Annotated in this window: 20 protein-coding genes; 12 read left to right on the top strand and 8 right to left on the bottom strand. The window is 66.6% G+C overall.

Annotated elements, in window-relative coordinates; all coding sequences use genetic code 11:
• Positions 1 to 152: 152 nt before the first annotated feature.
• The 3 genes from RZA67_RS06935 to yidD are packed head-to-tail and all read right to left on the bottom strand — an operon-like array spanning position 153 to position 2,603.
• The gene (locus tag RZA67_RS06935) at positions 153 to 1,001 is read right to left on the bottom strand and encodes a peptidoglycan DD-metalloendopeptidase family protein (RefSeq protein ID WP_317211962.1); all 849 of its coding nucleotides are present in this window, start codon (positions 999 to 1,001) and stop codon (positions 153 to 155) included.
• Positions 1,001 to 2,347 carry a dihydroorotase gene (locus tag RZA67_RS06940; protein ID WP_317211963.1) on the bottom strand — a complete coding sequence of 449 codons (1,347 nt, stop codon included), beginning with the start codon at positions 2,345 to 2,347 and terminating at the stop codon, positions 1,001 to 1,003. Before RZA67_RS06940 ends, RZA67_RS06935 begins: the two co-directional genes overlap by 1 nt.
• A 1-nt stretch (position 2,348) precedes the next feature.
• Positions 2,349 to 2,603, bottom strand: coding sequence for a membrane protein insertion efficiency factor YidD (gene yidD / locus RZA67_RS06945; protein WP_317211965.1), 255 nt, complete (start codon positions 2,601 to 2,603; stop codon positions 2,349 to 2,351).
• 348 nt (positions 2,604 to 2,951) lie between these two features.
• Between yidD and dksA the strand changes: the two genes are divergently transcribed.
• A complete protein-coding gene (dksA, locus tag RZA67_RS06950; RefSeq protein WP_317211966.1) occupies positions 2,952 to 4,253 on the top strand; it encodes an RNA polymerase-binding protein DksA in 1,302 nt (433 codons plus the stop codon).
• A 120-nt stretch (positions 4,254 to 4,373) separates the two neighbouring features.
• Here dksA and RZA67_RS06955 read toward each other — a convergent pair whose 3' ends face one another.
• From RZA67_RS06955 to cysS, 3 genes are read right to left on the bottom strand one after another with little or no spacing between them, the layout of a single operon-like run.
• Positions 4,374 to 5,621 (bottom strand): MFS transporter, encoded by a 1,248-nt coding sequence (locus RZA67_RS06955; protein ID WP_317211967.1) that lies wholly within the window; start codon positions 5,619 to 5,621, stop codon positions 4,374 to 4,376.
• Positions 5,618 to 6,070 (bottom strand): SufE family protein, encoded by a 453-nt coding sequence (locus RZA67_RS06960; RefSeq protein ID WP_317211968.1) that lies wholly within the window; start codon positions 6,068 to 6,070, stop codon positions 5,618 to 5,620. Before RZA67_RS06960 ends, RZA67_RS06955 begins: the two co-directional genes overlap by 4 nt.
• Before the next feature lie 55 nt (positions 6,071 to 6,125).
• Positions 6,126 to 7,502: a cysteine--tRNA ligase gene (cysS, locus tag RZA67_RS06965; protein WP_317211969.1), complete on the bottom strand. Its 1,377-nt coding sequence runs from the start codon at positions 7,500 to 7,502 to the stop codon at positions 6,126 to 6,128.
• Positions 7,503 to 7,675: 173 nt separating this feature from the next.
• Between cysS and RZA67_RS06970 the strand changes: the two genes are divergently transcribed.
• A complete protein-coding gene (locus RZA67_RS06970) occupies positions 7,676 to 8,230 on the top strand; it encodes a hypothetical protein (protein ID WP_317211970.1) in 555 nt (184 codons plus the stop codon).
• Positions 8,231 to 8,275: 45 nt separating this feature from the next.
• Here RZA67_RS06970 and RZA67_RS06975 read toward each other — a convergent pair whose 3' ends face one another.
• On the bottom strand, positions 8,276 to 8,548 hold the full coding sequence (locus tag RZA67_RS06975; RefSeq protein WP_317211971.1) for a hypothetical protein: 273 nt from the start codon (positions 8,546 to 8,548) through the stop codon (positions 8,276 to 8,278).
• Between RZA67_RS06975 and RZA67_RS06980 the strand changes: the two genes are divergently transcribed.
• The 9 genes from RZA67_RS06980 (at position 8,538) to RZA67_RS07020 (ending at position 18,348) form a co-directional block, all read left to right on the top strand.
• On the top strand, positions 8,538 to 9,548 hold the full coding sequence (locus RZA67_RS06980) for an N-acetylornithine carbamoyltransferase (protein WP_317211972.1): 1,011 nt from the start codon (positions 8,538 to 8,540) through the stop codon (positions 9,546 to 9,548). The genes RZA67_RS06975 and RZA67_RS06980 overlap by 11 nt on opposite strands.
• A gap of 65 nt (positions 9,549 to 9,613) precedes the next feature.
• On the top strand, positions 9,614 to 10,807 hold the full coding sequence (locus RZA67_RS06985) for an argininosuccinate synthase (protein WP_317211974.1): 1,194 nt from the start codon (positions 9,614 to 9,616) through the stop codon (positions 10,805 to 10,807).
• A gap of 73 nt (positions 10,808 to 10,880) precedes the next feature.
• Entirely contained in the window at positions 10,881 to 11,969 is a 1,089-nt protein-coding gene (locus tag RZA67_RS06990; RefSeq protein WP_317211975.1) for an acetylornithine deacetylase, read from the top strand.
• 70 nt (positions 11,970 to 12,039) lie between these two features.
• Complete coding sequence (locus RZA67_RS06995; protein WP_317211976.1) at positions 12,040 to 13,377, top strand: acetylglutamate kinase; 1,338 nt, start codon at positions 12,040 to 12,042, stop codon at positions 13,375 to 13,377.
• Complete coding sequence (gene argC, locus RZA67_RS07000) at positions 13,374 to 14,327, top strand: N-acetyl-gamma-glutamyl-phosphate reductase (RefSeq protein ID WP_317211978.1); 954 nt, start codon at positions 13,374 to 13,376, stop codon at positions 14,325 to 14,327. Before RZA67_RS06995 ends, argC begins: the two co-directional genes overlap by 4 nt.
• Positions 14,328 to 14,368: 41 nt before the next feature.
• On the top strand, positions 14,369 to 15,664 hold the full coding sequence (locus tag RZA67_RS07005; protein WP_317211979.1) for an argininosuccinate lyase: 1,296 nt from the start codon (positions 14,369 to 14,371) through the stop codon (positions 15,662 to 15,664).
• Positions 15,664 to 15,927, top strand: coding sequence for a YciI family protein (locus RZA67_RS07010; RefSeq protein WP_317211980.1), 264 nt, complete (start codon positions 15,664 to 15,666; stop codon positions 15,925 to 15,927). The genes RZA67_RS07005 and RZA67_RS07010 overlap by 1 nt, the downstream gene beginning before the upstream one ends.
• Positions 15,928 to 15,937: 10 nt before the next feature.
• Complete coding sequence (gene proB, locus RZA67_RS07015) at positions 15,938 to 17,089, top strand: glutamate 5-kinase (protein ID WP_317211981.1); 1,152 nt, start codon at positions 15,938 to 15,940, stop codon at positions 17,087 to 17,089.
• Positions 17,090 to 17,100: 11 nt separating this feature from the next.
• A complete protein-coding gene (locus RZA67_RS07020; RefSeq protein ID WP_317211982.1) occupies positions 17,101 to 18,348 on the top strand; it encodes a glutamate-5-semialdehyde dehydrogenase in 1,248 nt (415 codons plus the stop codon).
• Between the two features lie 29 nt (positions 18,349 to 18,377).
• On the opposite strand, the gene RZA67_RS07025 is transcribed toward RZA67_RS07020, so the two are convergent.
• Positions 18,378 to 19,595 (bottom strand): MFS transporter, encoded by a 1,218-nt coding sequence (locus tag RZA67_RS07025; protein ID WP_317211983.1) that lies wholly within the window; start codon positions 19,593 to 19,595, stop codon positions 18,378 to 18,380.
• 414 nt (positions 19,596 to 20,009) lie between these two features.
• On the opposite strand from RZA67_RS07025, the gene RZA67_RS07030 reads away from it, so the two are divergent.
• Positions 20,010 to 21,743 (top strand): ShlB/FhaC/HecB family hemolysin secretion/activation protein, encoded by a 1,734-nt coding sequence (locus RZA67_RS07030; RefSeq protein WP_317211984.1) that lies wholly within the window; start codon positions 20,010 to 20,012, stop codon positions 21,741 to 21,743.
• The last annotated feature ends 9 nt before the right edge of the window (positions 21,744 to 21,752 follow it).

Genomic DNA, 21,752 nt, shown 5'->3' on the forward strand with positions numbered 1-21,752 from the left:
CTGACCGGAGAGCTGCCATGTAGCGCCGGGCTCTGCCCGGCGAGCGCGTAGCGCGGCTTTACCGCGATCTGACCGGAGAGCTGCCGGGCAGAGCCCGGCACTACGGGGTTGGCCTGATCGGATGCGGCCAACCAGCCCTGGCATCCCGCGCGTCAGCGCGGGCGCTCGAGCACCAGCAGCGGGTCGATGCGGGTACCGAACCAGTTCATGCCCCAATGCAGGTGCGGGCCGGTCGCGCGGCCGGTGGCGCCGACCGCTGCGATCACCTGACCCTGCTCGACACGGTCGCCGACCTTTACGTCGATCCGCGACAGGTGCAGGAAGTTGGAGCTGATCCCGAAACCATGGTCCAGCAGCACGGTGCCGCCGGTCAGGTACAGGTCGGGGTTGGCGAAGGTCACCACGCCGGCCGCAGGGGCTTTGACCGGCGTGCCGGCAGGTACGGCAATGTCCATGCCCGAATGCCCGGCACCCGGCTGACCGTTATACACGCGCGCATTGCCGAACCGGCCACTGATACGGCCCTGAACCGGCCAGATGAAAGCCTGTGCGAAGTCCGCGCGGTTGTCGTCGCGCTCGCGCGCCGCAGTCACCTGGGCCTGTTCGCGCTTGATGCGCTCGGCAATGGCTGCTGGCGGATTGACCGTCTTCGGCGGCACGCCGTTGACCCGCTCGGTGGGCCAGTCGCGCGGCGTGACCGCGATGGTCGCGGTCTCAGCGCCACCGTCCGGACGCTGTACCTGGACCTGCAGAGGTCCGGTCTCGTCGCGACCGATGCCGAACACCACGCTGCCATAGCTGCTCACCCGCAGCTGCCGGCCTGCATAGCGCACGCTGCTGCCCGCCGGTACCTTGCCAACCACCATCGCGCCCTGCGAGGCGCTGGCGGGAAACACGATCCGGGTGTCGGCAGCCTGCGCCACGGCCGACGGCGCAGGCAGCAGCGTGCTGCCGGTGCCGGCAAGGGCCAGCACCATGCACATCACACCGGCGGTGCGCATCAGCGGTTGAAGCCCAGGCGCTGACCGTTGGCGGGGCCGACGATCTGATTGCCGTCCCACGCCAGCTGTCCGTTGATCCAGGTCGAGGCGATGCGCGAATGGAAGGTCGCGCCCTCGAATGGCGACCAGCCACACCTGGACAGCACGTCCTCGCGCTTGACCGTGAACGGCTTGTCCTCGACCAGCACCAGGTCGGCGAAGTAGCCCTCGCGCAGGAAGCCGCGCTCGGCCACATCGAACAGCTGCGCCGGGGCATGGGCGAATTTCTGCACGATGCGGGTGATGTCCATCTTCCCTTCGTGCACCAGTTCCAGGGCTGCGGTGAGCGCGTACTGCACCAGCGGCAGGCCTGACGGTGCCTGTGCATAGGGCTTCTGCTTTTCTTCCCAGGTGTGCGGCGCATGGTCGGTGGCCAGCACGTCGATGATGTCCTCCACCAGCGCGGCCGTCAGCGCCTCGCGGTCAGCCACGTCCTTGATCGCCGGGTTGCACTTGATCAGATTGCCCAGCCGCGCGTAGTCGGTGCGGTCAAAGCGCAGGAAGTGGATGCAGGTTTCGGCGGTGATCTGCTTGCGGCTGCCATCGGCGCGGATCAGCGGCCCCCGCTCGAACAGTGCCATCTCGTCGGCGGTGGAGATATGCAGAACGTGCAGCCGGGTGCCGTGCTTTTTCGCCAGCGAAACAGCCAGCTCCGACGACTTCAGGCAGGCCGCGCGCGAGCGGATGTCCGGATGCTGCTCGGCGCTGAGGGTGTCGCCATACTGGGCCTGGTACTGCTGCATCAACGCGTCGATCATCGGCGTGTCTTCGCAGTGGGTGATGATCGGCGTCGGCGCGTCGCGGAAGATGGCGTCCAGGGTTTCGGGATTGTCCACCAGCATGTTGCCTGTCGAGGCGCCCATGAACACCTTGATGCCTGGCGCGGTCTTCGGGTCCAGGCGCTGGATGTGTTCCAGATTGTCGTTGCTTGCGCCCATGTAGAAGCCGTAGTTGGCGCGCGCACGGCCAGCGGCGGCATCGTACTTGGCCTGCAGCGCCTCGGCATTGAGCGTGGGCGGATTGGTGTTGGGCATGTCCATGAAGGTGGTCAGGCCACCGGCCACCGCCGCGGCCGACTCGGTGGCGATGTCACCTTTGTGGGTCAGGCCCGGCTCGCGGAAATGCACCTGGTCATCGATCATCCCGGGCAGCAGCCAGCGTCCGCCGGCATCGACCACGTGCTCGCCGCCGCGTGCGGCCAACCCGGCGTCGATCCGCGCGATGCGACCGTCTTCGATGCGCAGGTCGGCTTCGGTGACCTTGCCTTCGTTGACGAGGCGCGCGTTGGTGATCAGTGTCGATGACATTTCAGTGTTTTCCTGTGCAGCGGCAAGAAGGATTCGCGGCGCGCGGAGGAACAAGGTCCACGCCGCCGGGGTGGAAGGGGTGACAGCGTCCCAGGCGTCGCGCGGCCAGCCAGCTGCCGCGCAGCGCGCCATGGACGGAGATGGCCTCCATGGCGTATTCCGAGCAGCTGGGCACGAAACGGCAGCGCGGCCCGAGCAACGGGCTGATGAAGCGCTTGTAGAAGCGCAGCAGGGCAATGAGCAGGCGGGGAATCACGGCTCAATAGTAGTGTGTGGCTGTGCCGTTGGGGTGAACCGCGACGCGCCTGCGGTGTCACGGCTGGCGCGCTCAGGCCTGGGCCCCTGCCCGCATGGTTGGCAGCGGCCGATATTTGTCGCAGGATGGGGCACTGACTTTCCTGCAGCGCTCCTGCAGCGGGTCACGTCGGCGCCGACCGGTGCCGGCCAGGTTCCCTGCCGTGCGGGCAGCGCGGCGCGTCCGGCGTAGTGCTGGACCGTCGTTGATGGCCTCTGCACATGGCCGTCACCAGGTTGCCGCTGCAGGTCGGGTAGGCTATAAAGGCCCGCTTTCCCGGGCCCCGGGGAAACCAAGGAAGAGCGTTTCGTGGCTGCTAAAAAAACTGCAAAAAAGGCCGTCAAGGCCGCCAAGAAAACCGCCAAGCCTGTTGTTGAGAAAAAGGCGGCCAGCACCGTAGCCAGGAAGGTGGCCAAGACGGCACCGAAGGCTCCGGCCAAGAAGGCTCCGGCCCCGAAGGCTGCCGCGACCAGGTCGGTGGCCGCGAAGAGCTCGGCTGGCAAGAGCGCTGCGAAGAAGTCCGCAGCGGTCAAGCCGGCTGCCAAAAAGGCCGCGCCGGCCAGGCCGGTTGCGAAAAAGCCGGCGGCCACGACGGCTGCGACCAAGGTGGCCAAGGCCGCGGCGGTCAAATCGGCGCCGAAAGTGACCAGGACGGCGAAGCCGACCAAGGCCACGAAGGTAGCAACAAAGACGCCGGCGTCCAAGCCGGTGACCAGATCGTCCAAGGCCGCTCCGGCGGTCAAGGTTGCCAAGCCATCAACGGGCAAGGCAACCGCAAGCAAGGCGCCGGCAACGCCGTCGCCCAGCAAAGCAGCACCGGCAAAGCCAGTGCTGGCAAAGACCGCAGCCAAGCCGGCATCCCGGCCGGCCGCGGTACCCGTAGTGAAGTCCGCACCGAAGCCGGCCAAGCCGGCGCCGGCCAAGCCTGTCCCGGCTGGCAAGGCAACCGCTGCAGCAGCTGCCCCGGCCTCCGTGCCGGCCAAGCCCGCCGCAGTGAGCGCCAAGCTGGCCCCGCAATCCAAGAATCCCGTGCCCGTTTCGAAATCGCCTGCGAAAAACGTCGTGAAATCCGAATCCGCCCCGAAGACCGTCTCGCGTCCTGTCGGCAAGGTGGCCGTGGCCGTCACCGCCCGCTCGACGGCTCCGGCCCCGCGCAGCAAGTACAAGGTGGTCGAGTACAAGACCGATGAGACCACCGGTCGCCCGATCCTGCCGGAAGGCTACAAGCCGGCCAGCGATGAGGAGTACATGAGCCCGCTGCAGCAGGAGTATTTCCGCCAGCGCCTGCAGAACTGGCGTGCGGACCTGGTCGAGGAGTCCAAGCAGACCATCGAGAATCTGCGTGAGGAAGTGCGTGACATCGGCGATGAAGCCGAACGTGCGACCCGCGAAACCGAGAACTCGCTGGAGCTGCGTACCCGTGACCGCTACCGCAAGCTGATCGGCAAGATCGACAGCACCCTCAAGCGACTGGAAGCCGGCGACTACGGCTACTGTGTCGACACCGGTGAGGAGATCGGTCTGGAGCGTCTGGAGGCGCGCCTGACCGCCGAACGCACCATTGATGCGCAGGAGCGCTGGGAGCACCTGCAGAAGCAGCAGGGCGACTGACCGCCACACCAGCGGCAACAAAAAACCCGGCGTTGGCCGGGTTTTTTGTTATCTGAAGTCGGGCGCTGCCCTGCGCTGCGGGAGGAGCCGGCGCATCGCGCACCCCATCATCCCGCGGCGCTACTGCAGGTCGCGCAGGTTGAGCCGGCGCAGGGTGGGATTCTTCCAGGCGGTGATGCCCGCCACGCTCAGCACGGCGAACCCGCCCAGCACGACCGCCGGTACCAGCCCGAGCAGCCGGGCCATGGTGCCGGCATAGAACGCGCCCAGTTCGTTGGACGAACTGATGAAAATGCCGTTGATCGAGGAGACCCGCCCGCGCATTTCCTCCGGCGTGGCCAGCTGAAGGATGGTCGAGCGGACCACCACCGAGACCCCGTCGAACGCACCATAGAACAGCAGGATCGCGGCCGAAAGCCAGAAGTGGTGTGAGAGCCCGAAACCGATCACGCACAGGCCGAAACCGGCCACCGCAGCCAGAAGCACGGCGCCTGCATGCTGCTGCAGCGGGTGCCGCGCCAGCCACAGCCCGACTACGATGGACCCGACCGCCGGCGCCGCGCGCAACACGCCCAGACCCTCCGGACCGTGGTGCAGGATCTCCTGCAGGAAGGCCGGCAGCATCGCCACCACGCCGCCCAGCAGCACCGAGAACATGTCCAGCGCCATCGCGCCGACCATGATCCGGTTGCCGACCACGAAGCGTGCTCCTTCAGCGATGCTGCGGAAGATCGGCGCCGCCGGCCCCTGATGCACCGGCTCGCTGACCTTGAGCGTGGCCAGGCAGCCGAGGGCCACCAGCGCGAACAGGGTCGCCACCGCGTAGGCCACGCCCTTGCCGCCCCAGCCGACCAGTACGCCGCCCAGGGCAGGGCCGACTACCATGCCGGCCTGGAAGAAAACGCTGCCCAGGCCGGCACCGCGTGCGTATTCTCCGCGCTCCAGCACGCGGGCGAACAACGCGTTGTAGATCGGCGAGAGAAACGCGCGGACCATGCCGGTCAGCGCGATGGCCGCGTAGATCGGCCAGACTCCTTCGAACGGCAGCCAGCCGGTGGCCACGCCGGTCAGGACCAGGGCGGTGGCGATCAATCCGCTGCAGGCGGCCATGCCCAGGCGGCGCCGGGGCAGGTGGTCCACCAGGTAGCCGGCAAACGGCGCCACACAGAAGAAGGGCAGCACTTCGGCCAGTCCGATCAGGCCGAGCGAGAAGGGATTGCGCGTGATTTCGTAGATGTGCCAGCCGACGGTGACGGCAACCACCTGGTAGGACAGCATCGCGAAGATGCGATACGCCAGCAGTCTGGCGAAGCCGGGACGCGCCAGCAGCTGGCGCGCGCTGGCAACGTCGGCGCCCGGCACGCTCACGCGCCGCTGCGCGTCAGCTGCGCCTGCGCCGTCTCGCGGATGAAGGCCAGCATCGCCGCGACACCGTTGCTGCGGGTCGGCGAGAGATGGCGCGCCAGACCGATGTCCTGGATGTAGCTCGGCTCGGTGGCCAGGATCTCGGCCGCCGAGCGTCCCGAATACACCCGCAGGGCAAGGAAGATCAGGCCGGAGACAATCGCCGAATCGCTGATGGCATGGAAGTGGAGGGCGTCGGCATTGCCGTCGGGCACGATCCAGACCATCGACTGGCAGCCGAGCAGGCGATGCTCTTCGTTCTTCCACTCATCGGGGAAGGTGGGCAGCTTGCGGCCCAGGTCAATCAGGTACTGGTAGCGTTCGGACCAGTCGCCAAAGAAGCCGAACTCCTCGGCGATGGCGGTCTGGGCTTCGGCGGCGGTGGCTTCGAGCGGAAACGGGGAAGTAGTCACAGCAGTCTCTGGAGTGGGGGCGGTGGCCGGCAAGGCCAGCCACGGGGCGGGGGACTCAGGCGCGCTTGCGCACCCAGCGCACGCCCTGCGCGGTGTCTTCGAGCACGATGCCCTCGGCGGCCAGCTGGTCGCGGATGGCATCGGCGCGGGCGAAGTCGCGCGCCTGCTTGGCCGCGATGCGCTCGTCGATCAGGGCCTGGATGCGCGCGTCGTCGTCGCCATGGCCGGCTGCGGTGCCGAACCATTGCGCCGGGTCAGCCTGCAGCAGGCCCAGCGCCAGGCCCGCGCCCAGCAGCTCGGCCTTGATCCGCGCTTGTTCGCCCGGGTCGCTGCTGCGCCGCGCGTCTGCGGCAAGCCGCGCCACTTCGGCCAGCGCCAGCGGCGTATTGAGGTCGTCATCCAGCGCCGCCTCGACTGCGGCAGGAATGTGCGGCGTAGCGCTGACCTGCGACAGATCGCGCAATGTGCCGTACAGCCGGTCCAGCGTGCGCACCGACTGCTCGATCAGCGCGTCGGACCAGTCCAGCGGCTGCCGGTAGTGGGCCGACAGCAGCGCCAGGCGCAGCGCCTCGGGCGGGTGCTGGTGCACCAGGTCGTGGACGCGCTCGATGTTGCCAAGCGACTTGCTCATCTTGGCGCCGCCGAAGTTGAGCATGCCGTTGTGCAGCCAGAAACGGGCGAACACCTTGCCGCCATGTGCACACTCGCTCTGCGCGATCTCGTTTTCGTGGTGCGGGAACTGCAGGTCGACGCCGCCGGCATGGATGTCGATGGTCTGGCCCAGGTGCGCGGCAGCCATGGCCGAGCATTCGATATGCCAACCCGGCCGGCCACGGCCCCACGGCGAGTCCCAGCCCGGCAGGTCGTCGCTGGACGGCTTCCACAGCACGAAGTCACCCGCATCACGCTTGTAGGGTGCGACCTCCACCCGAGCGCCGGCGAGCATTTCGTCCGGATCACGACGCGAGAGGTGGCCATAGCGGTCGAACGAGGCGACCGAGAACAGCACGTGACCCTCGGCGGCGTAGGCGTGGCCGCGGCTGATCAGCTGCTCGATCATGCCGATGATCTGCGGCATGTGGGCGGTGACTTCCGGCTCGATATCCGGTGGCACCACGCCCAGCGCGGCCATGTCTTCACGGTAGGCGGCGGCGAACCGGTCTGTGATGGTGCTGATCGGCACGCCCTGCTCACGCGCGGCGGTGTTGATCTTGTCATCCACGTCGGTGATGTTGCGCGCATAGCGCAGCGCGCCGAAGCGACGTCGGAGCAGGTCGGCCAGCACGCCGAACACCACAGGGCCGCGCGCGTTGCCGATGTGCACATAGTTGTAGACCGTCGGGCCGCACACATACAGGGTCGGACAGGCCGGATCGAGCGGAATGAACGGTTCGAGCTGGCGCGTCAGGGTGTTGTGCAGTCGCAGGGTCATGGCGTGAACGGCGGGGGACAAGGAGATGATTCTAGCGCTGCCGGGGGCAGGGGAGTACCGCCGCCGGCGCGGGTGCGGCGCTGCACTGGCCGCCGGACGGGCGGACGGGTAATGTTCAGCCCTTTGCTGCCTGCGCTGCCTACACTAGTGTCGTGCCCGAGTTCATGCCGCCAATGAAATCCGCCCTCCTGCCGCTGCTGGCCCTGCTGCCGGCCGCATCCGTCATGGCGCAGGACGAGGACACCCGCAACCGGGTAGTGATCGTGGAGAACCTCAAGTTCGACTACGCCCAGGTGCTCAATGTCGAGCCGGTGTTCCAGGTGCTGCGGGCCACGCGTACCGAAGAGCATTGCGAGCCGGTGAGCACGCGCACGCTGGCGCCGGTCAACGTCACCGGGGAAGAGCCCACCCAGGAAAAGGGGCGCATCGGCCGGTTCTGGGACTCGGTACGGTCGATCTTCAAGAATGGAGAAGAGCCTGACGAGGCGAGCCAGCCGGCTGCGGCCAGCGATCCGCCGGCATCGGGCGCCGGGCCCATGCTGACCCGCGACTGCCGTATCGTACCGGTGGGCCGCGAGTTCCGGCGGCCGATCGCCTATGACGTCGACTATGTGTACAAAGGCACCAAGTACCGCTCGCGCCTGCCCGAGGACCCGGGCAACCGGGTTAAGATCCGCGTTTCGATCACCCCTTGGGTGGGCCAGGACGCCGAAACGTCCACACCCTGACTGGTCCGCTGCGGGTGTTGCGCGCCCGCCACAGGCATGGCAGGATTACGGGCCAATGAACGCCACCGACTTCCAGCACGACAGCAGCGCCGCCCGCCAGGCCACTGGCATGACGTCGCGTGCCCGTCGACCGGAACCCCACATTTCCGCTGGGTAACCGGAGCTTTCTGCTGTTCGTCCGATGAAAACCCAGCCGACCGGCTGGGTTTTTTCGTTCTGGTGTTCTGAAAGTTTCAGTTGCAGCTTTTTCGCCCTCCACCGTGCACCTTCCCGCTTCGCGCAGGTGCCGACCACGCAAGGAATGATGATGTCCCCCAAGCACTTCCTGAACACCCAGGACTGGAGCCGCACCGAACTTGACGCGCTGCTGACCCAGGCCGCGCTGTTCAAGACCAACAAGCTCGGCGAGCAGCTCAAGGGCAAGTCGGTCGCGCTGGTGTTCTTCAACCCGTCCATGCGTACGCGCACCAGTTTTGAACTGGGCGCCTTCCAGCTCGGCGCACATGCCGTGGTGCTGCAGCCGGGCAAGGACGCGTGGCCGATCGAGTTCGACCTGGGCACGGTGATGGACGGTGACACCGAAGAGCACATCGCCGAGGTGGCCAGGGTCCTGGGCCGCTACTGCGACATCATCGCGGTGCGTGCCTTCCCCAAATTCATCGACTGGTCTCTGGACCGCCAGGACAAGGTGCTCAACGCCTTCGCCCGGTATTCGCCGGTGCCGGTGATCAACATGGAAACCATCACCCACCCGTGCCAGGAACTGGCCCATGTGATGGCGCTGCAGGAGCATTTCGGCACCCAGGACCTGCGCGGCAGGAAGTACGTGCTGACCTGGACCTACCACCCCAAGCCGCTGAACACGGCCGTGGCCAACTCGGCACTGACCATCGCCACCCGCATGGGCATGGACGTGACGCTGCTGTGCCCCACGCCGGACTACATCCTCGATGAGCGCTACATGGGCTGGGCCGAGCAGAACGTCGCCGAGAGCGGCGGTTCGCTGCAGGTCAGCCATGACATCGACAGTGCCTACGCCGGCGCCGACGTCGTCTATGCCAAGAGCTGGGGCGCGCTGCCGTTCTTCGGCAACTGGGAACCGGAAAAGCCGATCCGTGATGAGTTCAAGCACTTCATCGTGGACGAACGCAAGATGGCGCTGACCAACAACGGCGTCTTCAGCCACTGTCTGCCGCTGCGCCGCAACGTCAAGGCCACCGACGCGGTGATGGATTCGCCGCAGTGCATCGCCATCAACGAGGCCGAGAACCGCCTGCACGTGCAGAAGGCCATCATGGCCGCTGTCGCCGGTCGCTGAGTTTCTTCCCGCAACCCATCCGCCGGCTCACCCCGGTGTCATGACCCCAACCTGGATCTGCCCCCATGAGCAACAAAGACGTCGTCCTCGCCTTCTCCGGCGGCCTTGATACCAGCTTCTGCGTGCCCTACCTGCAGGAGCGTGGCTACAACGTGCACACCGTGTTCGCCGACACCGGCGGCGTGGATGCCGAAGAGCGTGATTTCATCGAGAAGCGTGCAGCCGAGCTGGACGTGACCAGCCATGTCACCGTTGATGGCGGCCCGGCCATCTGGTCCGGCTTCGTCAAGCCGTTCGTCTGGGCGGGTGAGGGTTACCAGGGGCAGTACCCGCTGCTGGTGTCGGACCGCTACCTGATCGTTGATGCCGCACTCAAGCGCGCTGCCGAGCTGGGCACCAACATCATCGCCCACGGCTGCACCGGCATGGGCAACGACCAGGTCCGCTTCGACCTGGCGGTCAAGGCGTTGGGTGACTTCCAGATCATTGCCCCGATCCGCGAGATCCAGAAGGAGCACACTCAGACCCGCGCCTACGAGCAGAAGTACCTGGAAGAGCGTGGCTTCGGCGTGCGCGCCAAGCAGCAGGCCTACACCATCAACGAGAACCTGCTGGGCCTGACCATGTCCGGCGGCGAGATCGACCGTTGGGAAGCCCCGGGCGAAGGTGCCCGTGGCTGGTGCGCCACCCGTGAGCAGTGGCCGGCCGAGCCGCTGAAGGTCACGCTGAAGTTCGTCGAAGGCGAAGCCGTCGAACTGGATGGCAAAGCGCTGCCGGGTGAGCAGATCCTGGCCCAGCTCAACAAGCAGTTCGCGGCGTACGGCGTTGGCCGTGGCGTCTACACCGGTGACACCGTGATCGGTCTGAAGGGCCGCATCGTGTTCGAAGCGCCGGGCCTGGTGTCGCTGCTCACCGCTCATCGCGCGCTGGAAGACGCGGTGTTGACCAAGCAGCAGAACCGCTTCAAGCCGGACGTGGCACGCAAGTGGGTGGAGCTGGTGTACGAAGGTTTCTACCACGATCCGTTGAAGGGTGACCTGGAGGCGTTCCTGCAGTCGTCTCAGGCCAAGGTCAACGGTGAAGTCGTATTGGAAACCCGCGGTGGCCGCGTCGACGCGGTGGCCGTGCGTTCACCGCACCTGCTCAACACCAAGGGCGCCACCTATGCGCAGTCGGCCGATTGGGGTGTCGAGGAGGCCGAGGGCTTCATCAAGCTGTTCGGCATGAGCTCGACGCTGTACGCACAGGTCAATCGCTGAGGCAATTGCCCTGCCAGGTGTTTTCGACCTCAACCGCGCAATGCCAATCACGCAGCACAGGACACCTTGATTCATGCTGGAACAGACACTCGATCATCTGCAGGCGCTGGTGGGATTTGACACCCGCAACCCGCCGCGTGCGATCACCACCGGTGGCATCTTCGACTACCTGCGCGCCCACCTGCCTGGTTTCACCGTCGAGGTGATCGACCATGGTGACGGTGCGGTCAGCCTGTATGCGGTGCGCGGTACGCCGAAGTATCTGTTCAACGTGCATCTGGATACCGTCCCGGACTCGCCACACTGGAGCGCCGACCCGCATGTGATGCGCCGCCTGGAGGATCGGGTGGTCGGCCTTGGTGTGTGTGACATCAAGGGCGCGGCGGCGGCGCTGGTCGCCGCCGCGAATGCCAGCACGGGTGATGCCGCCTTCCTGTTTTCCAGCGACGAGGAAGCCAACGATCCGCGCTGCATCGCCGCCTTCCTCGCTCGTGGGCTGCGTTATGAGGCCGTGCTGGTCGCCGAGCCGACCATGAGCGAGGCGGTGCTGGCCCACCGTGGCATCAGCTCGGTACTGATGCAGTTCGCCGGCCGGGCAGGGCACGCGTCCGGACGCCAGGATGCGGCAGCCAGCGCGCTGCACCAGGCCATGCGCTGGGGCGGCCGCGCACTGGATCATGTGGAATCCTTGTCGTCGGCACGGTTCGGTGGCCTCACCGGTCTGCGCTTCAACATCGGCCGGGTCGAAGGTGGGATCAAGGCCAACATGATCGCCCCGGCCGCCGAGCTGCGATTTGGTTTTCGTCCGTTGCCGTCGATGGACATCGACGCGCTGCTGGCGACCTTTGCCGGGTTTGCCGAGCCGGAGGCCGCGCTGTTCACCGAGACCTTCCGCGGGCCCAGCCTGCCAGCCGGCGACATCGCCGAGGCCGAACACCGCCGCCTTCTGGCGCGCGACGTCGCCGACGCGCTGGAGCTGCCCATCGGCAATGCGGTGGATTTCTGGACCGAAGCCTCTTTGTTCTCCGCTGCCGGCTACACCACCCTGGTCTATGGCCCGGGCGATATCGCCCAGGCCCATACCGCCGACGAATTCGTGACGCTGGAGCAGCTGGACCGCTACAGCCAGAGCGTGCACCGGATCATCAGCGCCGGCGCCTGAGCCCCTCCATGACGCCCGGCGATGTCGGGCGCCCCTGCAACGCGGCCTCTGCCGCCTGTGAACACACCCCATGTCTCCTGCACTCCAGCCACACCGCCAGACCCGCCAGACCATCGTGCGCCTGCTCTCCAGCATGGCCAGCGCGAAGGAGATCAGCCAGTACCTCAAGCGCTTCTCGCAGCTGGACGCCAAACGTTTTGCCGTGGTCAAAGTGGGCGGTGCCGTCCTGCGCGACGATCTTGACGCGCTGACCTCCTCGCTGTCCTTCCTGCAGGAAGTCGGGCTGACCCCGATCGTTCTGCACGGTGCCGGCCCGCAGCTGGACGCTGAACTTGCAGCGGCAGGCATCGAGAAACAGACGGTCAACGGGCTGCGTGTCACCTCGCCGGAGGCGCTGGCCATCGTGCGGCGGGTGTTCCAGCAGTCGAACCTGCGCCTGGTCGAGGCGCTGCAGCAGAACGGCGCGCGCGCGACCTCGATCACCGGAGGCGTGTTCGAGGCTGAGTACCTGGACCAGGCGACCTACGGTCTGGTGGGTGAGGTGAAGCAGGTCAATCTCGCCCCGATCGAGGCCAGCCTGCGCGCCGGCTCGATTCCGGTGATCACCAGCCTGGGTGAGACCCGCAGCGGGCAGATCCTCAACGTCAATGCCGATTTCGCTGCCAATGAGCTGGTGCAGGAGCTGCAGCCCTACAAGATCATCTTCCTCACCGGCACTGGTGGCCTGCTCGATGAGCAGGGCAAGGTGATCGACTCGATCAACCTGTCCACCGAGTACGATCACCTGATGAGCCAGCCATGGATTCACGGTGGCATGAAGGTCAAGATCGAACAGATCAAGGACCTGCTTGACCGCCTGCCGTTGGAGTCGTCGGTGTCGATCACCCGCCCGGCAGACCTGGCCAAGGAACTGTTCACCCACAAGGGCTCGGGTACCCTGGTGCGGCGCGGTGAAAAGGTGCTGCGCGCCACCGCCTGGAATGAACTGGATCTGCCGCGGCTGAAGGAACTGATCGAGTCGAGCTTTGGCCGCACCCTGGTGCCGGGGTACTTCGAGAACACGCGCCTGCTGCGCGCCTATGTCAGCGAGAACTATCGCACGGCCGTGATCCTCACCGACGAGGCCGAGGGTGTATACCTGGACAAGTTCGCCGTGCTCGACGACGCGCAGGGCGAAGGACTGGGGCGCGCGGTCTGGAACGTGATGCTGGAGGAGACGCCGCAGCTGTTCTGGCGCTCGCGCAACGGCAATCCGATCAACCACTTCTACTATGCCGAGTCCGACGGCTGCTACAAGCAGGGCAACTGGAAAGTCTTCTGGTACGGCGCTGACGGCTTCGAGCGGATCAAACCCTATGTCGACCACTCTGCGGCGCGTGCGCCGAGCCTGACGGACGCTACCGCATGAGCAGCACGATCTTCACGTTGGGCATCATCGGTGCCCGTGGCCACACCGGCGCCGAGCTGATCAAGCTGGTGGCCGCCCATCCCCAGCTGCAGCTGGCCTTCGTGTCTTCGCGCGAGCGCGCCGGCCAGCGTCTGGCCGACCATCATCCGCAGATCGAGGGCGAGCTGTGCTATGAGAACCTCGATGCCGACGCGGCCGCGGCCAAGGGCGTCGATGCGGTGATCCTGGCGCTGCCCAACGGGCTGGCCGCCCCGTTCGTGGCGGCCATCAGCGCTGCGCGCGCCGACACCGTGATCGTCGATCTGTCGGCCGATTATCGCTTCGAGGGCAGCTGGTACTACGGACTGCCCGAGTTGACCCGCGAGCGTTATCAGGGCCAGAAACACATCAGCAATCCCGGCTGCTACGCCACAGCGATGCAGCTGGCGATCGCGCCGCTGCTGGACCTGCTGGCCGGACCGCCGCAGTGCTTCGGCGTCTCCGGTTACTCCGGCGCCGGTACCACGCCGTCGGACAAGAACAATCCGGAACTGCTTGCTGACAACCTGATGCCCTACGCGCTGACCAACCACGTGCACGAGCGCGAAGTATCGGCCCACCTCCGGGTGCCGGTGGAGTTCATGCCGCACGTGGCACCCCATTTCCGCGGCATCACCCTCACCGCGAACCTGTGGTTGAACCAGGTACAGACCCGCGAACAGATCCAGGCGCGCTATCAGCAGGCCTATGCCAACGAGCCGCTGATCGAGGTGGTGGACGAGGCACCGTGGGTCAGCCGCATCGCCGGGCGCCATGGCGCGCAGGTCGGCGCCTTCACACTTGCCCCGGGAGGCAAGCGGGTGGTGGTGGTGGCCACGCTGGACAACCTGCTCAAGGGCGCGGCCACCCAGGCCATGCAGAACCTCAACCTGGCGCTGGGCCTGGACGAACTGACCGCGATCCCGCACTGATCCACGCAATGGGCGGCCCACGCCGCCGACGGAGTTACCCCATGGCAGACCTTTTGTGGCAGAAGCCGGGCGTCGCGGTTGACGCTCAGATCCAGACCTTCCTCGCCGGCGATGATGTGATCCTCGACCGCGAGTTCTTCCTGCATGACGTAGCCGCCAGCGCCGCCCATGCGCAGGGTCTGCAGCACATCGGCATCATCAGCGCCGACGAGCTGGACGGCCTGCTGCGCGAACTGCAGGTGCTGGCCGAGGACTTCAGCGCCGGCCGCTTCGTGCTCGACGCGCAGTACGAGGACTGCCACTCGGCCATCGAGGCGCGCCTGACCGAGCGCCTCGGCGATGCCGGGAGGCGTATCCACACCGGCCGCAGCCGCAACGACCAGATTCTTGTCGCCACGCGGCTTTGGCTGAAGGAAAAACTGCAGCGCGTCAGCGCGCTCAGTCTGGACATCGCCAGGGTCGCGCTGGACCGCGCGGCTGCGGAGAAGGACCTGCCGCTGCCGGGCTACACCCACATCCAGCGCGCCGTGGTGTCCTCGGCCGGCATGTGGTGGGCGGGTTGGGCCGAAGCATTCATCGACAATGCCGTCCGCGCGCGCGATACGCACACGATGATCGACGCCAATCCACTGGGTACGGCGGCAGGCTACGGCGTGAACCTGCCGCTGGACCGTGCCCACACCACCGCCGTGCTGGGCTTTGCCCGCATGCAGGTCTCGCCCATCTACGCACAGCTGTCGCGTGGCAAGTTCGAGCTGGCTGCGCTGGAAGCGCTGGGTGGCGCCACGCTGGATCTGCGGCGCATCGCCTGGGATCTTTCACTGTTCACCAGCGCCGAGTTCGGCTTCGTCGCCCTGCCGGCGCAGTACACCACCGGCAGCTCGATCATGCCGAACAAACGCAACCCGGATGTGATCGAACTGATGCGCGCGGCCCACGCCAGCATCGCGGCAGCGCGCACCGAGATCGAACAGCTGCTGTCGCTGCCCTCCGGCTACCACCGCGATCTGCAGTCGTCCAAGGGGGCCATCGTGCACGGCTTCGGCCGTGGCCTGGCGGCGCTGGAGCTGCTGCCGGCGCTGCTCTCCAACCTGGAATGGCGTCAGGACAACATCGAGGCGGCGATCGACTCGGGCATGTATGCCACTGATGTGGCGGTGGAAGCGGCCGTGGCCGGCGTGCCGTTCCGTGACGCCTACCGCGCCGCTGCGGCCAGTGCCGGTTCGGCCGGGCAGGGGCGCAGCCCGCAGAGCAGTCTGGCCGCACGCGTCTCGCCCGGCGCGGCAGCCGATCTGCGGCTGGACGAACTGCAGGCACGCTGGCAGGCACTGGTCTGATGTCGGCCACCCTTTACCTGGTGCTGGCCATGCGTCGCCCGCAGTTCGACAGCGCTGCGGTGCAGCCGCATCTGGCGTTCCTCGATGCGCTGCGCGCCGAAGGCCGGCTGCACCTCACCGGCGGCTTTGCCGACGGCAGCGGCGGGGCGTACGTGCTGTGCAACCTGGACAGTCTTGAGCAGGCCCAGACCATCGTTGCCAACGATCCGCTGGTGACGATGGGTGCATCGGATCTCGCCGTGCACCAATGGAACACCCGCTGAGGCCAACGTGATGAGCCACACCGCCCCGACCGCATCGCCGTTTCCTGTTCAAGCGTTGCCGTCGTGGCGGCGTGCCGTGCTCAAGGTGGGCAGCAGCCTGCTGGCAGCCGATGGCGGTGGGCTTTCCCCACGGCACGCGCTGGGCCTGGCGCAGTTCGTCTCCGCCCATGTCCAGACCGGTCGGGAAATCGTCATCGTGTCCTCCGGTGCGGTGGCCGCAGGCCGGGCGATCGTGCCGCGCGCGGCCGAGGCCGGGGCTGCCATGGCCGCGCGACAGGCCCTTGCCGCACTCGGCCAGGCGCAGCTGATCGCGCTGTGGCAGCGGTTCTTCGAGCGGCCGGTGGCGCAGGTTCTGCTGACCCACGACGACCTGCGCAACCGCCGACGCTATCTCAACGCGCGCGCCACGCTGGGCGAGCTGCTGCGGCTGGGCGCGCTGCCGGTGGTCAACGAGAACGACACGGTATCGGTGGACGAACTCAAGCTGGGCGACAACGATAATCTGGCCGCCACGGTTGCCGCGCTGGTCGACGCCGAGGCGTTGTTCATCGCCACCGACATCGACGGGCTCTACAGCGCCGACCCGCGCACCGACCCATCCGCGCTGCCGATCGCCGAGGTGCCCGAACTCACCGCGCAGGTGCTGGCAATGGCTGGAGGCAGCGGTTCGGCAGCCGGTACCGGCGGGATGCGGACCAAGCTGGAGGCTGCTGCGAAGGCGGGTCGGCTGGGCATCGAGACCTTCCTGTTCAACGGGCGCAACGCCGAGGTAGTGCGCGCGCTGGCACGCGACCAGCTGTACGGCACGCGGTTGCGTGCGGCCCAGAGCCGCGACGCGGCGCGCAAGTACTGGCTGCGGCATGCCCCACTGGAGCCGGGGGTTATCCGCATCGATGCCGGTGCGGTGCAGGCCATGCGCGGCAACGGTGCCTCGCTGCTGCCCGGCGGCGTGGTCGACGCTGAAGGCGGCTTCCGACGCGGCGACATGGTCGAAATCCGCTGCCGCGAACAGGCAGATGTGCTGATCGCACGCGGCATCACCCAGTACGCGGCCAACGACATCCGCCGTATTGCCGGTTGTCACTCCCGTGATATCGAAGGGTTGCTCGGCTACAACTACGGCGGCAACGTCGTCCATCGAGATGATCTGGTACTGGTATGAAGGACGAAGCGATGCATTCCATTGAACCGCAGGTGCGCGCCTGCCGTGATGCCGCCACGGCGGTGGCGGCGCTGGACAGCGCCAAGCGTCAGACCCTGCTGAAGGCAATGTCGGCGGCCCTGCTGGCCAACGCCGGGGCCATCCTGGCGGCCAATGCCCGCGACGTGGCTGCCGCCAAGGACAAGGGCGTCAGCTCGGCGATGCTCGACCGCCTCGCGCTGGACCCGGCGCGTCTGCTGGCCATGGCCGATGCGGTGGCCGAGGTGGCCGCACTCGACGACCCGCTGGGGCAGGTGACGCGCGACGACATGCGCCCCAACGGCATCCGCGTGCAGAAGGTGCGCATCCCGCTGGGCGTCATCGCGATGATCTACGAAGCGCGGCCGAATGTGACCGCCGAAGCGGCCGCATTGTGTCTGAAGGCGGGCAACGCGGTGGTGCTGCGTGGCGGTTCGGAAGCGCTGCACTCCAATACGGCCATCGCACAGGTGCTGGGCGATGCATTGCGCGGACAGGGCGTACCTGAGGCAGCGGTGACCGTGCTTGCCGACCAGCGCCGCGAAGCGATGCTTGAGCTGCTGCAACTGCATGAACTGATCGATCTGGCCATCCCGCGCGGCGGCGAGGGGCTGATCCGTTTCGTGGCCGAACACGCACGGGTACCGGTGATCAAACACTATAAGGGGGTCTGCCACCTGTACGTCGACCGTGCCGCCGACATGGCGCAGGCGCTTGCGCTGCTCGTGGACGGCAAGTGCAGCCGGCCGGCGGCGTGCAACGCACTGGAGACGCTGCTGGTGCACGCCGAGCTGGCCGATGCGTTCCTGCCGCAGGCCGCGCGGGTGCTGGCCGAGCGTGGCGTGCAGGTACGCGCCGACCCGCGTGCCCAGGGCTTGATGCCTGGCAGCACGGCCGCCAGCGACGAGGACTACGCAGCCGAGTTCCTTGACCTGGTGATCGCCGTAAAGGTGGTCGACGATCTTGAACACGGCATCGCGCACATCCAGCGGTACACCTCCGACCACACCGAGGTCATCGCCAGTGCTGACCCGCAGGCGTGCATGCGCTTTGTGCAGGCGCTGCGCTCGGCGGTGGTGATGGTCAATACGTCCTCACGTTTCTCCGATGGCGGCCAACTCGGGCTGGGCAGTGAGATCGGCATCTCGACCACACGCCTGCATGCTTACGGCCCGATGGGACTGGAGGCACTGACCATCGAGCGCTTCGTGGTCAGCGGAGCAGGCCAGGTACGCGGCTGACTCCGCACGACAGTGACGGGCCATGCCCGTCACGCGTGCCAGAGGTCTTCAAGCTTGCGCGGCCTGCACGCGAACCAGGCCGCGATGAGCATGACCAGCGCGCACAGGAACAGGAAACCAAACGGCACGGCCCAGTTGCCGCTGAGGTCATGCAGCCAGCCGACCAGGAATGGCCCCAGACAGCTGAAGCTGTAGCCCACGCCTTGCATGAAGCCTGACAAGGCCGCCGAACCGGTGGCCGTGCGGGTACGCAGATTGATCAGCGTCAACGCCAGCGGGAAGGTGGACGGGCCCAGGCCGAGCAGACAGGCCCACAGCAAGGGCGCCTGCATCGGCGCCAGCAGCAGCCCGGCGAAGGCGGTGGTGAAGCAGGTGAAGCCGATCACCGCCAGTGCGAACGGATTGGGCATGCGCACCGCCAGCGCCGGCATCACCAGCGAGGGCAGCAGACCCAGCGCCGAGAACATCGCCACCATCACCCCGCCGAAGGCCGGGGCGGCACCGGCTTCAACCACGATGCGCGGCAGCCAAGTGAACATCGAATAGGTCATCAGCGAGGTCATGCCGAACATCAAGGTCATGCCCCAGCCCAGTGAGGTCTTCCAGACCTTGCCGTGCGGCTGCGCGGCCGGGTCGGCGGTGGCGGTGATCGCATCGTGCGCAGGCGCGCGGCGCACCATCAGCAGCCACGGCAATGCGGCGGCCACTGCCAGCAGTGCCCACATTCCCAATGACACACGCCAGCCGGCAGCATGGGCCACCGGCACAGCCAGCAGCGCGGGCAGCATCGTGCCCAATTGCAGAACGCTGATGTACAGCGTGCTCATCGCGCCGACCTTGTTGGCGAAGTAGCGCTTGACCAGCGGCGGCACCACCACGTTGCCAATGCCCATACCCGCCAGCGCGACGATGGACCCCAGCAGCAGGGTACCCACGCCCACCGCCGACGAGCGCAGCAGCAGGCCCAGCGCGGCCAGGCCCATCGCCAGCAAGGTGGCACGCTCCAGACCGATCCTGCGCGCAAGCGCCGGTGTGCTGACACCAAACAGGGCGAAGGCGGCGGTCGGCAGCATGCCGAACACGCCGGTCATGGTGGTACCAAAGCCGAAGGTGGTGCCCAGCACATCCAGCAGCGGAGTAACCGAGGTCACCGCAGTACGCAGATTGGCCGCTGCCAGCAGGATCGCCGCAAACGCCAGCAGGCGCCCGTGCAGCAGGGAGGGAGAGGGGGCGTTGGAGTGGGGCACGAAGCTTCCTGGGCAGGTGGCGCATCACCACGGCGGGCAGATGCAGGCACAACGGCAGCAGCCGGCCGGGGGCCGGTTCTGCGGGATAGGGGACAGCGCCGGGTGCGGAGATCGACAGACGCTACCGCCCATTGTACGGCTTCAGGCAAGTCGGGATCGAGTCGTGGTCAATGGGATAAGCGTGAAAAAGTCTTCACATGAGTGCGTGTTTTCAGGCATCTCATGTGAACTCCGTCAAAAAAATGACGGATTCAGAAAAACCCTACATCCGTATGGAGGGGGCCATCAGTAGGTTGGGTCCGCCAATCAAAGCCCTCCATTCAGCAAGCCGGGAGTAACGCCGGTCTTTAGATGGCGCCGTATCGCATGCGCTGCGCCAGCCCACGTTTGAGTCCGTACATGCCAAGTGATGCAATGATTTTCCCGAACCGCGCCGGTGTGCATGGCGCCTGTCCCCGCGTGAGGTTGCTGGCGCCCCTTACCGTTGCACTGGTCGCGCTCTGTCTGCCGGCCCATGCACAACAGATACCCGCGCCGGATCAGCAGTTGCTACGGCAACAGGAACGCGAGCGTGCACTGCGTGATCAACTGGAAGCGCGGCCGGATGCGCGTCTACAGAGCGAAGCGGATATCGAACCGGAGCACCTGCCACGCGATGAAACCCCGTGCTTTGTGATCAACCATATCACCCTGGGCGGCGAGCAGGCCGAGCGTTTCCAGTGGGCCCTGCAGGCGGTTAACCGCCGTGGTGATCCCGCGCTGGGTCGTTGCCTGGGTACCGGCGGCATCAATGTGGTGATGACGCGGGTGCAGAACGCGATCATCGAACGCGGTTTTGTGACGACCCGCGTGCTTGCACAGCCACAGGATCTCACCACCGGCACGCTGGAGCTGACCTTGGTGCCGGGTACCTTGCGCAACATCCACTTCGCCGATGGGACCCATCGCGATGCCACGCTGTGGAATGCCATTCCAGCGCGCAGCGGCGATCTGCTCAATCTGCGTGACATCGAGCAGGGCCTGGAAAACTTCAAGCGCGTACCCACTGCCGAAGCCGACATCCAGATCAGTCCCGCCGAAGGTGACGGCGCTGCACCCGGGCAGAGCGATCTGGTCGTGCAATGGTCACAGCAGCGATTGGTGCGCTTCAACCTGGGGCTCGACGACGCAGGCAGCAAGGCCACCGGCAGGACCCAGGCCAACGCGACGGTGTCGTTGGACCATGCGCTGCGCCAGAACGACCTGTTCTACGTCAATCTCAGCCACGATGCGTTCAGTGGCGGCAAGCGCGGCACCCGTGGCTTTACCTTCCATTATTCGATACCGGTCGGTTACTGGCTGTTCGGGGCTACCCGCAGCGGCTATGAGTACCAGCAGACCGTGGCCGGCAATCAACAGTCCTATCTGTACAGCGGTGACAGCCACAACGCCGAGGTGCGTGCCACGCGGCTGCTGTTCCGCAATGCCAGCAGCAAGACCAGCATGTACCTGCGTGGCTGGGAGCGCGATTCGCGCAACTACATCGACGACACCGAAATCCTGGTGCAACGCCGACGCATGGGCGGCTGGGAGCTGGGCCTCAACCACCGGCACTTCATCGGCCAGGCGACCTTTGATGGCACCTTCGGGTTCCGCCGTGGCACCGGTGCGTTCGGCTCGATCGCCGCGCCTGAGGAGGCCTTTGGCGAGGCGACTTCGCATCCCAGGATCTATTTCGCAGACGCGCAGCTGAGCGTGCCTTTCCAGTGGGGGCAGCAGCGCCTGCGTTACACCGGCAGCTGGCGCGCGCAGTGGAACCGGGGGGGACTGGTGCCGCAGGACCGCTTCGCCATCGGTGGTCGCTACACCGTGCGCGGTTTCGACGGCGAGATGTCGCTGATGGGTGAACGTGGCTGGCTGCTGCGCAACGACATCGGTCTGGCACTGGGCGGCGGGCAGGAGTTCTACATCGGCGCCGACTACGGCCATGTCGGCGGCAGCGCAACCCAATGGCAGATCGGCAATGAACTGGCCGGTGCCGTGCTCGGGCTGCGCGGCGGCTATCGCGGCCTGTACTGGGATGCCTTTGTCGGTGCGCCGCTGCACAAACCTACCGGCTTCCAGAACGCATACACGGTCACCGGCTTCAACCTGGGTTGGTCGTTCTGATCACAGCGC

The sequence above is a fragment of the Stenotrophomonas sp. C3(2023) genome (assembly GCF_032911385.1).
In the GTDB taxonomy this organism is placed as follows: Bacteria; Pseudomonadota; Gammaproteobacteria; order Xanthomonadales; family Xanthomonadaceae; genus Stenotrophomonas.